This is a genomic window from Hydrocarboniclastica marina (assembly GCF_004851605.1).
Classification (GTDB): Bacteria; Pseudomonadota; Gammaproteobacteria; order Pseudomonadales; family Oleiphilaceae; genus Hydrocarboniclastica; species Hydrocarboniclastica marina.
On sequence record NZ_CP031093.1, the window covers coordinates 1,339,183 to 1,354,134 of the forward strand.

Consider the following 14,952-nt stretch of genomic DNA (forward strand, 5'->3'; position numbering starts at 1 on the left):
GCTGCGACGCGAGGGTGCGGGTGGTTGGCCGAGAGCCGACGAAGGGCACGGCAATCTCACCCGTACCCTTCCAGTAGGCTTTTCTTTTTGGTACTCCTGTCCGGGCCCCCGAGGTCCGCTCAGCGCTTCTGGAAGTAAAGGCTGAGCGCCTGGCCTGCCAGGCTCTGGACGCTGCTGCCGTGGCGCTCTGCTACAAGTTGAGCCTGAACCGGCGCCGGCGTCAGCTCCTGGCCGTCGCTATCGCGGGCTTTCACGAGTCGCCACTTCACTTCATTGGCCAGATGGCTCAGCAGCGCATGGGTCTGCTCAGGGCTCTCGGGGTAGAACCAGCGCTGCCGGCAGCCCGCTGTGCCATAAAAATCGGCGGCGTTTGTAATTTCACTCCAGCGTGCGTCAGCCCGATTGTTGAGGACCATGCGCCGGAGGCGTCTGACCGATTCCGTGGTGGGCTGCAGCCGGTGGTTGCGCACCAGTGCCTGGATTTGTTGGTCGACCGGGCTGACCGCCATCGAACCGGTGTTGAAGTGGATCAGGCCGCCTTCAGCCAGCGCCTGGTCAACCAACGCCGCGACGGTCCCGTCGGATTGCAGCGCTGACGGAATCTGATCCAGTTCCACAAAGAGAGCCCGGTGACCGTCATTGATGAATTTTCCGACCAGAGAGTAAGGCCAGAATACGATATTATCGAGGCCTTCCTCCCTGGCTCGACGGGCGCCATGCGCAAGGTTGGCCAGGGTCTCATCCGTCGCGATTACTTCAACATCTGTATAGAAGCGGGCGATCTCCAGCGCTCTTTGTCCTGAACCGCAACCCAATACCATCACCCTCACAGGGTCGGCTTGTTCAAGGTCCAGGTGGATGTTCAACGACTGCGCGAGTTCTTCGCGCAACAACCGTTCGGTCATCAGGTTGAGGTTGCGCCACGCCGGCCAGGCGAAGCTGAGATCGGCCGGCGCCATTGCCAGCTCTGCTTCTTTTTCCGCGAAAAGCTGTTTATAGGCTTCGTCTTCTGCCAGCTGGTAGTAGCTGACGCTGACAAGCTGCTGCAGGCCCGCGGGCCAGGCGGCCAGCTCGAACCTGCCCAGTTCGGGCGCAAAGTGCTGATGGAAAAGAGCACCGTACATGGCGGAGATGATGACGCTGCCGGCCAGTTCGCCCGCTGGCATGGCCAGTGGAGCCGGTTTGGCCAGAAGTGTCTGCATGTCGCTATGCAATGCGTCGATCAGAGTGGCTTCGGTCTCGGTCTGCAACAGGGCGTAACCGGTTCTGGCCGCGTACAGGCCCAGACCTATGGCCAGGCGCTGATGCTGTTCCTCCAGCGTTTTTTCCGCCATGGTTGTCTGCAGCAAATGGCTGCGCAGCAGTGTCACGAGCCCCTCCACCGCTGGGTCGGTCAGCAATGTGCGCTCCAGTCCGAGCAGGAGCAACTCGTCGGTGGCCGCCGCATCCAGAAAGACCTCAGCGTTAGGGTTGTCCAGGTCGTACTGCTGACGTACCAGCGCTGCGACGAAACTACTCAGATCCTGGTGGGGCAGAGTCTCGACTGAGAGGAGACGAATGGCGTCCCGCGCAAGGCTCGCGTCAGCCTGTTTGATCTCGAGATTCTTCGCGCACTGCAGCATTCCGCTGTAGACCGACGGCCACGCCAGGCCGAGGTCGAGCAGCTTGCGGTAGTGCAGGTACGCCACAGCAAACTCGCCCTGCAGCCGCTTGGCATGAGCCATACCACAGAATGCGGCGGAAGATTGCCGGTCGTGGATCAGGGCCTGCATAAAACAGTGCTCGGCCATTGCCGGGTTCTGCCCCTTGAGCGCCCAGTAGCCAAGATTGGCCAGGCATTGAGCGTTTTCGGGCTCGATTTCCAGGCTCTTTTCAAACAATGCACGGGCTTCCGTAAGACGTTCGCCGTCAAGCTCGACCCGCCCAAGCAGGCTCAGTGCTTTCGCGTTGTTCGGTTGAGCCTTGAGCAATTCTTCCAGCGCCAGCCGAGCACGCTGGCGGGCCTGGCGCCGATCCGTGATGCTCAGCGCCGGGTTGTTGGAAGCCGCGTACTCTTCGTTGGCGGCAAGCAGGCGCCGGGCAATCTGCGGGGCGTCACCCAGTGCGGTTGTGTTGCCACGGGCGGCCAATTGCATGTGTGGTTGTGCGTGCATCATCTGTACCTCTGGGCTGGGCTTCATGCTGGCTTGGGTTCTGGTCATCTGCGGGTGGCGGCAGCGTGCTGCCGTTTCGGTGGCAGCCAATGCCATTCCAAGCCATTTGAGGGAGAGATAGCGAAATCCGTGCCAGGAAATCGTCGTGTAGAGGTTCTTTTTCTCTGCCCTGTGGGAACTGATCACCGTGTTACATTTTGTTACGAAACCTGACAAAACCTCCCTGGAATCAGAGCCATAAGAACGTATGCTTCAGGCTGGCCGGCAACAGGGCAGGGAAGGACGCGCATCAGTTGGCCGCTGGCTGCGAGGACATCATTATCAACAGTACACATGCTCAATCGCTGCTTGTTCCATCCGGGTTTGCGAAGCTTCCCCTGTCCAAGAAAAATATTCCTTCCCACGATCTGCAGGCACTTTTTGACCTCTGCAACGCGCGCTATTTCGACGGTGCTCTGGTGCCATCACCCGGCTTTGAGTTGCGGTTTTCCCGGGCTGTCAAACTCTTCGGCTCTTTCAGGTTCAGTCTGGAAACGCACGAGGACTGGGAGATTACGGTGGCCGGTCGGCTGCGTGACCACCCCTTCGCGGCGCTCAATACGATGGTCCACGAAATGATCCATATGTTGGCGCACCAGAAATTCCGTGAGAGCGGCGATAGCTTTTATCTTGATGAGGAAGCCTTGCCGGGACAGCCGTTTGTAAACGCTGGGCATGGGGCGTTCTTCCTGGCTGAGCAAGCGCGCCTGAACCAGTGTTTCCCGGAGATGAAAATAGACGTGAAATCCGAGTTCGGCGACGGGCTTTACGAGCTGGACAAAATCAAACCGGTGCGACTGCTATTGGTGTCCGTCGATCTCAACGTGGGTCGGGGGATGATCTACCGGCTGCATGACAAAGCTCGGAACGACTGGGAGGCGTTACGGGCCACCGCCCAGTTGATGCATGGTGAGGCAATCGATGCGCTGCAGCTGGTAGAAGTGGCAGGTCAGTTGGGCGAAGGCTACCCCAGTCTCAAAAAAGATAACCAGGTTCGCAAGAACATGGTGCCAGTGGGGCTCAGAGGCTATGCCGGAAAAGTCGCGGATCTGCTGGCTGACGCAGCAACGCGGATTCTGCCCGAACCGGCAACGGTCACGCGTTTGCCCGCCAGGACCCTGTCCCGACGCGGTCGAGCAGGTGAGGCAGTGCCTGCTCCCGGCACCGCACATGTTGCCTGAGTCCCGGCTCTACCGTTGCCACTGCAGCCGGGAACGGCCTATCGCAATAAAACGCGGCTAATCCTGCGCGGCTGACGAGGCGGCCACGCCTGATGCCTGGCCGTCAAGAAACTCCGCCAGTGACCGTGATACCTCCAGGGCCTTCTCTTCTGGTGTCCAGTGCCCGCAGTCAGGAAAGTGCCTGACGTTTTCCGTGCCGAACCTTTCAGCGAAACGGCTCGGCAGGTACGGGTCGTGGTCGCCCCACAGGACCATTACCGGCACCTTTTCCAGAAGCCGCGTGAATCCTTCCTCCCAAGCCTGAAGCTTCTGTGGGGTCAGCGCCCGATAGAAGCGCAGCACTGATCGGCGCATTTGGGGCGTTATCTGATCGTAAGTGCGGTCTATATGGTCGCGGTCCAGCTTGCGCGAGCCCCGACGGATCTCCTGACGAAAGGCGAAGCGGTTCATCAGCAGCATACTCAGCTCGCCCAGAACAGGCGTACGCCAAACGCGGGCAAAAAAGTGCCACCTGTAATCTGAGAAAAAGACCGTATTGATCGGAACAAGGCTCAGAACCCGGTCTGGGTGCTTGGTCGCCCAGGCAAGACCCGTCGGGCCGCCAAGGTCATGTACGACCAGATGCACCGGTCCCCTGACATTGGCCGCGGCCAACAGGTCTTCAACCCACGCCGCGAGGCTGTCCAGGGAATAATCAAACCCCTGGGGCGCATCCGATCGTGCAAATCCGGGGAGATCGGGCGCCAGGCAACGATAGTCCCGGCTCAGGTGGGCGATCTGATTGTGCCAGAGGTCGGCTGAGTCGGGGTTGCCATGAAGAAAGAGAATGGGCGGCCCGGAGCCCTGGTCAACCAGATACGTTGCTGCGCCCTGGACGGTCACTGTCATAATGGTCCCTCTGTGATATCAGATAAAATCGTCAATAGCGGCGATGTCTAAGCGCGTGGCGCCAGAGGCTCGCCCTCGAAGCTTACGCCTTTCCAGCCGGTTCGCATGAAGTTGCGGATGTTCTGATGGTCGGTGCCCGATGGATTGTTCAGCACATCCTTGCGGTAGTAGTCGCCAAAGCAGGCCAGCACCTGAGCTTCGGATAGTCCCTCCCGCCGAGCAAAAGCCAGTAGCTTGCAGGAACCAGAGTTCTGCCCGGGCTCGTTGTTCAGATCACCGTTACGGAAACCGGTCGGGGTGAAGGTGAAGCCCGCGTCGATCACAGCCATTGTGTCGGTGAACTGAATGTCGTCGGGAGCGGTGTTGAGCTTTTTCAAAAAGGTCTCACGGGTCACGGTCGGTCCTGCTAAGTCGGTGGCTGAGGAGGCGGAGATAGCCGGTGAAGCCTATTCTAAAAGATTTACCACGTTGTCGCTCGGGCTCATTCCCTGCTAAAAGGCGGCAGGTTTGGCGCGGAAGGCCCGCCCGGGCTAAGCGGCGGATTTTACCTGTTTACGCGCTTAACAGCCCTCCAAGGTTTATTGCTTGCGAACGACGCTGGGGAGGAGTGTAATTGAAACATAAGTTTCACTGACGCTCAGGTTTTAAACGTCGAGGAAGGTCAGTCTTGGGCCACAGTCCGTGCGGCTGAGAGAAATTGTTTGGCTGGGACTTTTGCAGGAGGCTCCACGGGGAAGTGCCCATCGGCGCGCGCCGATCCGACTGGTCAGGGAAGAAGCTATGAAAACCGCCGCTGTACCTCCTTTGCTATCTCTTTTCTTTGCCCTTTTTATCGGGCAGAACGCAGACGCCAGGCTGATCGGATACCCGACCGGAATCGTATCCCCTGACGGGGTCGAGGCAGACTGGGTTTCTGAGGTAGTTTTACGTTATCAGCCGCTCCCGGCAGACCAGGCTACTGAGTTGTTCAAGCTTGATGCCATAATCACTGAAGCACAAACCTCGCACTTCTACGATTTTCCCCACCGGCTGTACGACACAGAAACTTCGGATCGGGATGAACCGTTCTGGGGTTATGCCCGGCTGGTTGCAATCCCTGAGCCGGCGACCGGGGCCCTGCTCGGGGTGGGGCTGCTAGGGATGCTCCTGGCTGGCGCGGGCTGTCGGGAACGCGCCAGTCGTCAGCACAGATGTTGACGTTCTCCAGTGAGCTATCCTTTCAGTAACGGCAGGGTGTAACGCAGTTGTAGTAACTGTTCAGGCGTCAGGTCGACCAGCCCTGGCAGTGATTCTGCGTCCAGGCACGGCTGATCGGCATGTGCCAGAACCTCGCGGGTGCCCACCAGCAGCCCGTCAGCCAGCGGGGAATGATTGGCTCGAGGTGAAAGTTTCTCTGCCTCAAGCAGACAGGAAAGGTAATGCGGCGGAAGATTCCACTCGGTAGCCAGCAACTGTGACAGAGCCCACTGATGAGCTGCCAGAGCTTTATGTATCAGTGCCGGCCGGGCAGCAGTATCCAGGTTGCGCGCCAATACGATCCGCTGCAGCTCGCGCATTAGAGTCAGGTAGGAAAGCGCCGGCAACAGCCCCAGCAGAAACCATACGCTGCCGTCCTGGCCACGGATTCGGGCTATCTGCTCGGCGCTACGGGCACAGCTCAGCGCCCACTGCCAGACGCGGCGCGCAAACACCGCTTCCCGGCTATTCCGCGCGGCCAGCATGGGTTGCATGACCGAGGCTGAGATGACGCTGCGAATGCCGTGGATCCCCAGCACGAATATCGCCTGGTCAACGGAGTCTATGTCGTGCTCACTGCGCCTGAACATGGGGCTGTTGGCCATTCGTAACGTCTGACTCGTCACTGCCGGGTCTGCCAGAATGATCTTCTCCAGGCGCTTGCGGTCGGCGTTCTGGTCCGAGAGGGCCCGCATCAACATTGGCAGGGTCAGGGGCTGGCGGGGCAAGTGGATATGGCCGTCGTGCAGCCTTCTCTCCATCTCGCCGAACACGGCTTTTTCCCGCTCATCCGCCGCCTCAAGCCCGCCGATGTCTGTATCAAGAAGCCAGCAGAATAGCTGCATCTCGAGCTGCGCCCTACCGTCAATCTGTGGAGACGGCAGGCAGCTCGTCACAGCTTCAAGGTCGGGCCGCTGCGGCGCTGCCGTGCTTGATGCTGTTTGAGCGGGATTGAAAAGAAATGTTAGCCAAGAGAGAAAGCCGGGCATCCGTTGCCTCCGGTGTGGGAAAGTCGGTTCCGTTTCAGTATAGCGGGGGGTGGAGGTCTTGCCAGTGGCGGCTACAGAGCGGCGCTGAACGCAAACAATGCCGCCGTCCATTGGCCTCGGTTCGGTAACCAGCCGACCTGCCAGCTCACTCTGCCTGCTGAACCATGGAGCCCCAAGATAAGCTGTTGCCAGTTATAGATAAATCAGTGCTCTAAGGTCATTGCAGCCGTTCTGGGATTCTGGCCGTGTTGGACTGGCGACTGCTCAACTCCAGAAGTGGGCGCCGACGCCCCGGGCTACACTTGGCCCGTTCCCTGCATATCTTTTCTTGAATCTGGTTCTCCCCGCGCTTAGGCGGTGGATCCGACAGATGCGGGTGTAATTCCTGTTTCAGTGCGGCGCAGAGGCTGCTACAACGGCTATGTACTATTGCCAGACTTTTACTATGCTTATCGGCGTTTACGCCATAAATCCCTAAGGTGGGCACGAATGTTCGACGGAAAATCCATTCTCATCACCGGCGGCACGGGCTCGTTCGGGCAGCGGTTTATCAAGACCCTGTTAGAGCGCTACAAGCCTTCCAGAGTTATTGTCTACTCAAGGGACGAACTCAAGCAGTACGAGATGCAGCAGGTGCTGAATGCGCCCTGTATGCGGTACTTCCTGGGCGATGTACGGGATCGGCAACGCCTGGATCTGGCCATGCGTGATGTAGATTTCGTAGTGCATGCGGCAGCCCTGAAGCAGGTCCCCGCGGCGGAATACAACCCCACCGAATGTATCAAGACCAACATATACGGCGGCGAGAATGTGACCCAGGCGTGCCTGGCCAATGGCGTGCAAAAGGTTATCGCGCTTTCCACCGACAAAGCCGCGAATCCGGTAAACCTCTACGGTGCCACCAAGCTCGCCTCAGATAAGCTGTTCGTAGCCGCCAATAATATGGCGGGCAAGCGCAACACCCGTTATTCAGTGGTCAGGTACGGCAACGTCCTCGGCTCCCGAGGATCGGTGGTTCCGTTCTTCCAGAAGCTGATCGGCGAGAATGCCGAGGTTTTGCCGATAACCGATGAAAAAATGACGCGGTTCTGGATAACGCTTCAGCAGGGGGTTGAGTTCGTTCTGAAAAGTTTTGCCCGTATGCATGGCGGGGAGATTTTTGTGCCCAAGATCCCATCGGTTCGGATCACTGATCTGGCAAAGGTCATGGCCCCTGACTTGCCGCACGAGGTTGTCGGGATCCGCCCCGGAGAAAAGCTGCACGAGATTATGTGTCCTCAAGACGATAGTCACGTGACACTGGAGTTTGATGACCACTTCGTGATTAAGCCCGCAATCAAGTTCTATGACGAAAACCTGGATTACGCCACCAACCGGCTGGGGGAAAAAGGAAAGCTGGTGCAGCAAGGGTTTTCCTATTGTTCCGGCACCAATCCTGATTTTCTCGATGATGCCGGGATCAGAGAACTGAACAGAAGGGCCGGGTTTTGATTCCCTATGGTCGCCAATGCCTGTCTGAACAGGATATTGAGGCTGTTGAGTCTGTGCTCAGGTCGGATTTCCTGACTCAGGGAGATATGGTGCCCGCTTTCGAGCGAGCGCTGTGTGACTATACCGGCGCCGGACACGCGGTAGCAGTCAGTAGTGCCACGGCGGCTTTGCATCTGGCATGTTTGGTACTTGGAGTGGGTGCTGGCGACAGGGTTTGGACTAGCCCCAATACGTTTGTAGCGTCGGCTAATTGTGCGCTGTATTGCGGGGCTCAGGTTGAGTTCGTTGATATTGATCCGGCCACGGGCAATATGTCTGTCGCTTCGCTGCATAGGCAACTAGAAGTGGCAAGGGCAGCATGCAGGCTCCCCAAAGTCGTTATTCCTGTGCATTTTGCAGGTCAGTCATGTGACATGGCTGGCATTGCCGCGCTGGGGCGTGAATATGGTTTCAGGGTTATCGAAGATGCTTCCCATGCCCTGGGGGCTGAAAATGGCAATGTAATGGTGGGCAACTGCCGTTATTCCGACATCGCAGTATTCAGCTTCCATCCGGTGAAAATGATCACGACCGGGGAGGGCGGCGCACTGATGACGAATCAAGGGGAGCTTGCCGACGAGGCGCGTCTGCTTCGAAGTCATGGTATCTCGAGGCAGGCGGAGACCTTCGAGCAACTCCCGGCGGAGCCCTGGTGTTACGAGCAACACGCCCTCGGTTTTAACTATCGTATGAACGATCTGGAGGCTGCTTTGGGTGTGTCCCAGATGCGGCAACTAGATCAGTTTGTCAGCCGGCGGCGGGCCCTGGCGGGGCGCTATCGGGCACTGTTAGAGTTTGAAAGCGGGGTGAGCATGCTGGAAGGGGCTGTGGAACAGTCGAGCTGGCATCTGTTTGTCGTCTCAGTGCCTCGCCGGGATCTGATTTTCCGCCAGATGCGAGCGTCTGGTATTGGGGTCAATGTTCACTACATTCCAGTGTATCGCCAACCCTACCACATGCCTGAGCAGCCGATCGGAGATCGCTTTGCTGGGATGGAATCCTATTACAGCTCTGCTTTGACGTTGCCCCTGTATCCGGAATTGAGTGAAGAGCAGCAAGACCAGGTGGTTAATGCTTTAACGCAAAGTCTGCGGGAAACTGGAACATGACAGTGCTGGATTCGAGAAAACCGTGCTTCATTGCCGAGGTGTCCAGTAATCATCACCGGGATCTGCAGCGGTGTCTGGAGTTTATCGACAGCGCGGCGAAATCTGACTGCGATGCAGTCAAGTTCCAATTGTTCAAAATCGATGAGCTCTTTGCACCGGAAGTTCTGGCCGTCAGTGAGAGTCATCGAGCTCGAAAAAACTGGGAATTACCCCTGGAGTTCCTGCCCGCTCTCAAGAAGCGGTGCGAGGAACGGGGTTTACTGTTTTCCTGTACGCCCTTCTACCTGAAAGGAGTGGAAGAGCTGGCACCGTACGTGGATTTCTTCAAGATAGCGTCATATGAGCTGTTATGGTCGGATCTGCTGGAAGCTTGCGCCAGAAGCGGGCTGCCGGTTGTGCTTTCGACCGGCATGGCATCGCTTGACGAAATCGATCAGGCGGTCGCCTGCCTCAGGCGGGCCGGTGCTGTTGATATTACCTTGTTGCACTGCGTATCTGCGTACCCGACACCTCCTCATGAATGTAACCTGTCGGTACTCGAAAGTTTCCGCGATCGTTACGGTGTCAAGGTTGGTTGGTCGGATCATTCGGTATCTCCAGCGGTGATTAACCGAGCTGTTCATCGCTGGGGCGCCAGTGTTATCGAGTTTCATCTGGATCTGGATTCAACCGGCGCCGAGTATGCAGCGGGTCACTGTTGGCTGCCGGAACAAATAGCCTCAGTCGTGGCCAGTTGCCGGCAAGGGAAGGTTATTGATGGGAGTCCTGAAAAACAGCTTGCGCCCAGCGAAGAATCTGATCGCGATTGGAGAGCTGACCCCGATGACGGTCTGCGGCCACTCAGGCTGATGCGTAAAAAAATTCTGCAAAGCGGGCTTAAATGATATCTGTGAAAGTTAATTCAAAGTTCAACGGCGAGCCGTTGCCGCTCATTGCGAACCAGATGCGTCGTGACGCTATCTGGTCGATCTATCAGGGACGCTCGGGCCACCCCGGCGGAGCACTTTCTTGTGCTGACCTGCTGACGGTCCTATTCCACAGGACTATGGCGCCACCAAAGCGTCGGCCAGATAGCTACAGCGACGATTATTTTGTGCTATCCAAGGGTCATGCTGCACCGGTTCTCTATGCTGCGTTGGCCAGCCGTGGCTTGCTGAGCCGCGCAGAGCTGGGGCAGCTCCGCAAGTTAGGTTCCCGACTGCAAGGGCATCCTGATGTCAGTCGTTTGCCCCTGGTGGAGGTGAGTACCGGGTCATTGGGGCAGGGCGTATCTTTTGCTGCCGGACTCGCCAAGGCTATGCAACTGGATGGCGGCAAAGATCGAGTGTACGCCCTAGTCGGTGACGGCGAGCTGCAGGAAGGGCAGGTATGGGAAATGGCCATGTTTGCAGCTCATCACAAGCTAGCGAACTTCACAGTGATTGTAGATTACAACAAGCTGCAGAGTGACAGTGCCAATTCGGAAGTATGCGGTCTGGAGCCTTTGGCTGACCGATGGCGAGCCTTTGGTTGGCGAGTAGCTGAGATAGACGGTCATGATCTGGGTGCCATTGAAGGCGCTCTAGAAGAAAGTGGGCAGGCTGCCGGACCTCAGGTGTTTATTGCTCATACCACTAAGGGCAAGGGTGTTGACTTCATGGAGGGGCAGCCGCTTTGGCATGGCAGCGTCACGATGTCCCGAGAGCAGTTCGAACAGTCGATGACCGCGCTGGGATGCGGGGTTACGGAAATTGAGGAGTACGGCCATGTCCGCTGAAGCGAAGGCAAATGCGGCGCCGGCTTTGGTCGGCCAGCAGTCAGATTCATTGCGCGAAGCGTTTGGTAAGGCTATCAGCCAGCTTGCAGAGACCGACACTGCCATCGTCGTACTTGATGCTGACGTGGCTGGCGGCACCGGAGCGCATCACTTTCGCAAAAGGCATCCCGATCGTTTTGTTCAGTGTGGCATTGCTGAACAGAATATGGTCGGTGTTGCCGCAGGTATGGCGCATCGGGGCCTGAAGCCGTTCGTAACCACCTTTGCTGTCTTCATGATGAGAGGGCTGGAACAGATTCGTCTGTCGGTTGCTTACTCAGGCGCGAACGTGAAGCTGATCGCCAGTCATCCAGGTCTCGATGTGGGACCCGATGGCGCATCGGCTCAGTGCCTGGAAGATCTGGCATGCATGCGGGCGATCCCAAACATGGTGGTTCTCTCACCCTGCGATGCCCATGAAGTGGCAGCTGCAACCCGCGCCCTGGCCAACTATGAGGGCCCGGCGTACATGCGGACCGGGCGCAGCCCGTGTCCTAACGTTTTCGACGCCGAGCCAGAGTTCACCATCGGTAAGGGCCGAGTACTGCGGGAAGGCCGTGACCTGACTCTGGTTGGGTGCGGGGTCATGACCCAAAGAGCTTTAGTAGCTGCTGAACAGTTGGCAAAAGAAGGTGTATCGGCGCGGGTGGTCCATATGCCCAGTATCAAGCCGATCGACCGGGAATTACTGATCGAATCGGCCCGTAGCACCCAGTTGGTGGTGACCTGCGAGGACCATAATATTATCGGAGGCCTTGGCAGTGCTGTGGCTGAGGTATTAAGTGAAGTGGCACTGGTGCCGGTGCGGCGAATTGGCGTCGAGGATGTCATAGGTGGCTCTGGCGAACCGGATGAACTGGCGCAACATTATGGCCTCGATGCAGTCAGCATCATCAGCAAAACACTTGCGTTTTACCGGGAGCTGAACAGCCATGATTGATGCCGCGAACGAAGCCCGGCTGGTGCTTGTAACCGGCGCATCGGGCGGTGTCGGCGCAGAAGTGGCGCGGCACCTGGCCCAATGTGGCTATCTGGTCGGGGTTGGTTATTGTAGCCGGCGTGAACCGGCTGAAGCGGTAGTGGCTGATATCCAGGTAAGGGGCGGCAAGGCACTGGCGATCGAACTCGATTATGCCAGCCGCAGCAGTATACAGGCGGCGGTAAAGCAGCTCACCGGTCACTTTGGCAGGCCCGTGTCAGTGCTGGTGAACAACGGCGCCATTGCTCAGGAGAAACCGTTTAACACGATCACGGACGAAGACTGGAGCCGGATGATGGCAATTAACCTCCAGGGACCTTTTGCCGCCACGCAGGAAGTGCTGCCGGACATGCTAGCGCAAGGCTGGGGCCGGATTATCAATATCTCATCCATTGGTGGCCAATGGGGCGGTTTTAACCAGGTGCATTATGCCGCGTCAAAGGCGGGACTGATCAACCTGACGCGCTCACTGGCCAAAATCTATTCCGGGGATGGCGTTGTATCTACCGCAGTGGCAATCGGTCTTGTGGCGACTGATATGTCCGCCAATGAACTGAAAACACCTGAAGGTCAGCAGAAAGTCCGCAACATTCCAACGGGGCGATTAGCCGACACCGGTGAAATTGCGGCAACGCTGGAGTTTCTCTGCTCGGACGCGGCGGCTTACCTTAGTGGCCAGACGCTGAATATGAATGGCGGCATGCATTTCAATTGATTAGATCTGGGAGTCGAGACGACACTGTGGAAAAACTTCTAGCAAGTATCGCAGCCACCAAGCACTGGCCCACTCCGGAGCAATTGTTGCGGTCATTCTCCTCGGTTGCCGTGTTTGGCACGGGGCAGGGCGGCGCATCATTGACTGAGCTATTGGCCGAGTACGGCATCGAAGTGAGTTATTATCTGGACAACGACCAGGCCAAACATGGGGGAGAATTCCACGGTAAACCTGTTATGGCGCCCGAAAAGGCCTATGAAGAACAGCCTGTTGTGTTGATCGCCAGTTTTCGGGCCAGGGACATCGCGCAGCAACTGCATGAGCATGGAGTACGTTATTACGACTTCAGTTTCTGTACAGACTTCCGGCGATGGAAGAACCATTTTGACCCTGAGCGCTTTAGCGCTATCCCAGCTCTAGAAACTGCTGCCCGTTTTCTGAACGGCCCGGACCTCGAGGCATTTCTGGGCTGCGTTCGTTATCGCCAGACCCTTGATCCGGTCTACCTGCAGCCGGCCACCTTTGAGCATTATTTCCACCCCAAGGTGTCCCCGACTTCCGGCGATACCTATGTGGATGGGGGGGCCTGGCAAGGAGATACGGTTGAAGTGCTGAAACACAGGCTGGGTGACTCCGTTCGGATTCACTGTTTCGAGCCAGATTCAGATAACCGTGAGATCTTGTTGAGATTGATCGATGAGCGTGACTATTCAGGCGTAACTGTCTCTCACTTTGGTTTATGGAACTGTACCGAAACCTTGAGATTCCTGAGCTCCGGTGAAGCCACCCATACAATGCAAGCGCGTGTAGATAATGGCTCTGGTGAAGGAACGGTTATCGAGATCCAAGCCCGGGATCTTGATGGCTATTGCATGGAGTTAGGGGAGCGGGTTGATTACATCAAACTGGATGTAGAAGGCGCAGAACCTCAGGTGATTTCCGGGGCGGCCAGGATTCTGCAGGAGCAACAGCCCCGGTTGGCCATTAGTGCTTACCATGAGCCTGAGCAGCTTTGGCAGCTGCTGAAACAGATTCATGAAGTCAATCCAGCTTATCAATTCTGTTTTGCCCACCACTCGCAGAACCTGTTCGAATCGGTTATTTATGCCTGGGTCGGGGAGGCCTCGTGATCCGCCAGTGTTTTTTGTGTTCGCATGAGGTTGATCCTGTGTTTTCAGCAACCTGGGTGCTTCCGGGGCTAGCGCCCGCAGAGATCGGATTTTCGGTGTGTCCGGAATGTGGCTCGGTCTGTCAGAGTCCATCGGTGCCTTTTGAAGACATGATGACGTTCTATAGCAGCCTTGCGATTTACACTAATCCCGGGCGGCAGGAAATGCCTAGCGCAGCCAAGATCCGTGACCTTGACGAACAGATCCACTTTATTCGTCGCGGGATTGGCGCATTGCCGAAAAGCGCGCTTCAGATTGGTAGCTCCGATGGTTACACGCTGCACCGCTTCCGGGAAGCGGGCATTGATCAGGTGCTTGGTGTGGAACCAGGTAAGGCATCTGTGGAGATTGCGCAGCGGTTGTACGGTATCGATTGTATTGTTGGTAGTGCGGAGGGGTTCGAGACGGCCAGGCGATTCGGCCTGATTCTCCTGACTCACGTGCTGGAGCACTTGTACGATCCGCAGTCGGTTCTGGAGAAGTGCAGGCAGTTACACCCTGAAGAAGGAGAAGGTTTTATCTATGTTGAAGTGCCGCTGATGGCCCGAAACTCTAGTTTGTGTCCGGGTTTCTTCTCATTTGAGCACATCAATTACTATACCCGCGAGAACCTGGTTGGGTCGTTAGTCCAGGCTGGCTATTCACCAGTGTCAGTGGTTGAGCACTACAACAGTAATTTATCCCCGGCGATCGGTGTTCTCGCTAGTACCAGACCGCAAAACCACATCAGTCCCGATAAGGTGGACCCGGAGTGCAACCGAGCTATCTTACAAACATACAGGGAACAGGAGTTGTTGTACTGGCAGGCCTGCGTCGAGAGTATCAAGAAGGGGCTGCTTGAAGCCGATAGAGTTTACCTCTGGGGAGCCGGAATACATACGAGTCAACTCGTCGCCAATACCGATCTGCTCGAGCATACGACCGTCACGGGGCTTACGGATACTTCGTCGATGAAGTGGGGAATTCGTCAGGGCGACTGGTGGTGTGAGTCCCCGGACAGTATTGACTGGAGACCCGGCGATGCAGTCATTATTTCTTCCTATGCCTCAGAAAAAGAAATCTACGACTCGTTGCAGTGGTTACGCGATAAAGGGGTGACAACCCTTCGTTTGCATAATGTTGACGATACTCGTGCGCACTGATACTTCTCCTGCCTTTCCTGACCATTT

14 protein-coding genes are annotated in these 14,952 nt (G+C 57.0%); 10 read left to right on the top strand and 4 right to left on the bottom strand.

All coding sequences use genetic code 11. The annotated features are described in order from the left end of the window. Nucleotides 1-119 precede the first annotated feature (119 nt). Nucleotides 120-2,180 (bottom strand): class I SAM-dependent methyltransferase, encoded by a 2,061-nt coding sequence (locus soil367_RS05955; protein ID WP_246065554.1) that lies wholly within the window; start codon nucleotides 2,178-2,180, stop codon nucleotides 120-122. Between the two features lie 266 nt (nucleotides 2,181-2,446). Here soil367_RS05955 and soil367_RS05960 point away from each other — a divergent pair, with 266 nt between their 5' ends. Further along, nucleotides 2,447-3,373 carry a SprT-like domain-containing protein gene (locus soil367_RS05960; RefSeq protein ID WP_172962287.1) on the top strand — a complete coding sequence of 309 codons (927 nt, stop codon included), beginning with the start codon at nucleotides 2,447-2,449 and terminating at the stop codon, nucleotides 3,371-3,373. A gap of 57 nt (nucleotides 3,374-3,430) precedes the next feature. Here soil367_RS05960 and soil367_RS05965 read toward each other — a convergent pair whose 3' ends face one another. Together soil367_RS05965 and soil367_RS05970 are read right to left on the bottom strand one after the other, a co-directional pair. Next, nucleotides 3,431-4,261: an alpha/beta fold hydrolase gene (locus soil367_RS05965; protein WP_136547870.1), complete on the bottom strand. Its 831-nt coding sequence runs from the start codon at nucleotides 4,259-4,261 to the stop codon at nucleotides 3,431-3,433. Between the two features lie 47 nt (nucleotides 4,262-4,308). Then, nucleotides 4,309-4,656 (bottom strand): HopJ type III effector protein, encoded by a 348-nt coding sequence (locus tag soil367_RS05970; protein ID WP_136547871.1) that lies wholly within the window; start codon nucleotides 4,654-4,656, stop codon nucleotides 4,309-4,311. 385 nt (nucleotides 4,657-5,041) lie between these two features. Here soil367_RS05970 and soil367_RS05975 point away from each other — a divergent pair, with 385 nt between their 5' ends. After that, entirely contained in the window at nucleotides 5,042-5,458 is a 417-nt protein-coding gene (locus soil367_RS05975; RefSeq protein WP_136547873.1) for a PEP-CTERM sorting domain-containing protein, read from the top strand. Between the two features lie 14 nt (nucleotides 5,459-5,472). Here the strand turns inward: soil367_RS05975 and soil367_RS05980 are convergent, their stop codons facing one another. After that, nucleotides 5,473-6,342, bottom strand: a complete 870-nt coding sequence (locus soil367_RS05980; RefSeq protein WP_246065555.1) for an HDOD domain-containing protein — start codon at nucleotides 6,340-6,342, stop codon at nucleotides 5,473-5,475. A gap of 633 nt (nucleotides 6,343-6,975) precedes the next feature. Between soil367_RS05980 and pseB the strand changes: the two genes are divergently transcribed. The 8 genes from pseB to soil367_RS06020 are packed head-to-tail and all read left to right on the top strand — an operon-like array spanning nucleotide 6,976 to nucleotide 14,925. Further along, nucleotides 6,976-7,977, top strand: a complete 1,002-nt coding sequence (gene pseB, locus soil367_RS05985; protein WP_136547877.1) for a UDP-N-acetylglucosamine 4,6-dehydratase (inverting) — start codon at nucleotides 6,976-6,978, stop codon at nucleotides 7,975-7,977. Next, nucleotides 7,974-9,125, top strand: coding sequence for a UDP-4-amino-4,6-dideoxy-N-acetyl-beta-L-altrosamine transaminase (pseC, locus tag soil367_RS05990; protein ID WP_136547879.1), 1,152 nt, complete (start codon nucleotides 7,974-7,976; stop codon nucleotides 9,123-9,125). Before pseB ends, pseC begins: the two co-directional genes overlap by 4 nt. Next, complete coding sequence (locus soil367_RS05995) at nucleotides 9,122-10,009, top strand: N-acetylneuraminate synthase family protein (protein ID WP_136547881.1); 888 nt, start codon at nucleotides 9,122-9,124, stop codon at nucleotides 10,007-10,009. The genes pseC and soil367_RS05995 overlap by 4 nt, the downstream gene beginning before the upstream one ends. A 5-nt stretch (nucleotides 10,010-10,014) precedes the next feature. Further along, nucleotides 10,015-10,881, top strand: a complete 867-nt coding sequence (locus soil367_RS06000) for a transketolase (protein ID WP_216642781.1) — start codon at nucleotides 10,015-10,017, stop codon at nucleotides 10,879-10,881. Further along, nucleotides 10,871-11,860, top strand: coding sequence for a transketolase family protein (locus tag soil367_RS06005; RefSeq protein ID WP_136547885.1), 990 nt, complete (start codon nucleotides 10,871-10,873; stop codon nucleotides 11,858-11,860). Before soil367_RS06000 ends, soil367_RS06005 begins: the two co-directional genes overlap by 11 nt. After that, entirely contained in the window at nucleotides 11,853-12,614 is a 762-nt protein-coding gene (locus soil367_RS06010) for an SDR family NAD(P)-dependent oxidoreductase (protein ID WP_136547887.1), read from the top strand. Before soil367_RS06005 ends, soil367_RS06010 begins: the two co-directional genes overlap by 8 nt. A 26-nt stretch (nucleotides 12,615-12,640) precedes the next feature. Next, nucleotides 12,641-13,744, top strand: coding sequence for an FkbM family methyltransferase (locus soil367_RS06015; protein WP_136547889.1), 1,104 nt, complete (start codon nucleotides 12,641-12,643; stop codon nucleotides 13,742-13,744). Continuing rightward, the gene (locus soil367_RS06020) at nucleotides 13,741-14,925 is read left to right on the top strand and encodes a class I SAM-dependent methyltransferase (RefSeq protein WP_136547891.1); all 1,185 of its coding nucleotides are present in this window, start codon (nucleotides 13,741-13,743) and stop codon (nucleotides 14,923-14,925) included. Before soil367_RS06015 ends, soil367_RS06020 begins: the two co-directional genes overlap by 4 nt. The last annotated feature ends 27 nt before the right edge of the window (nucleotides 14,926-14,952 follow it).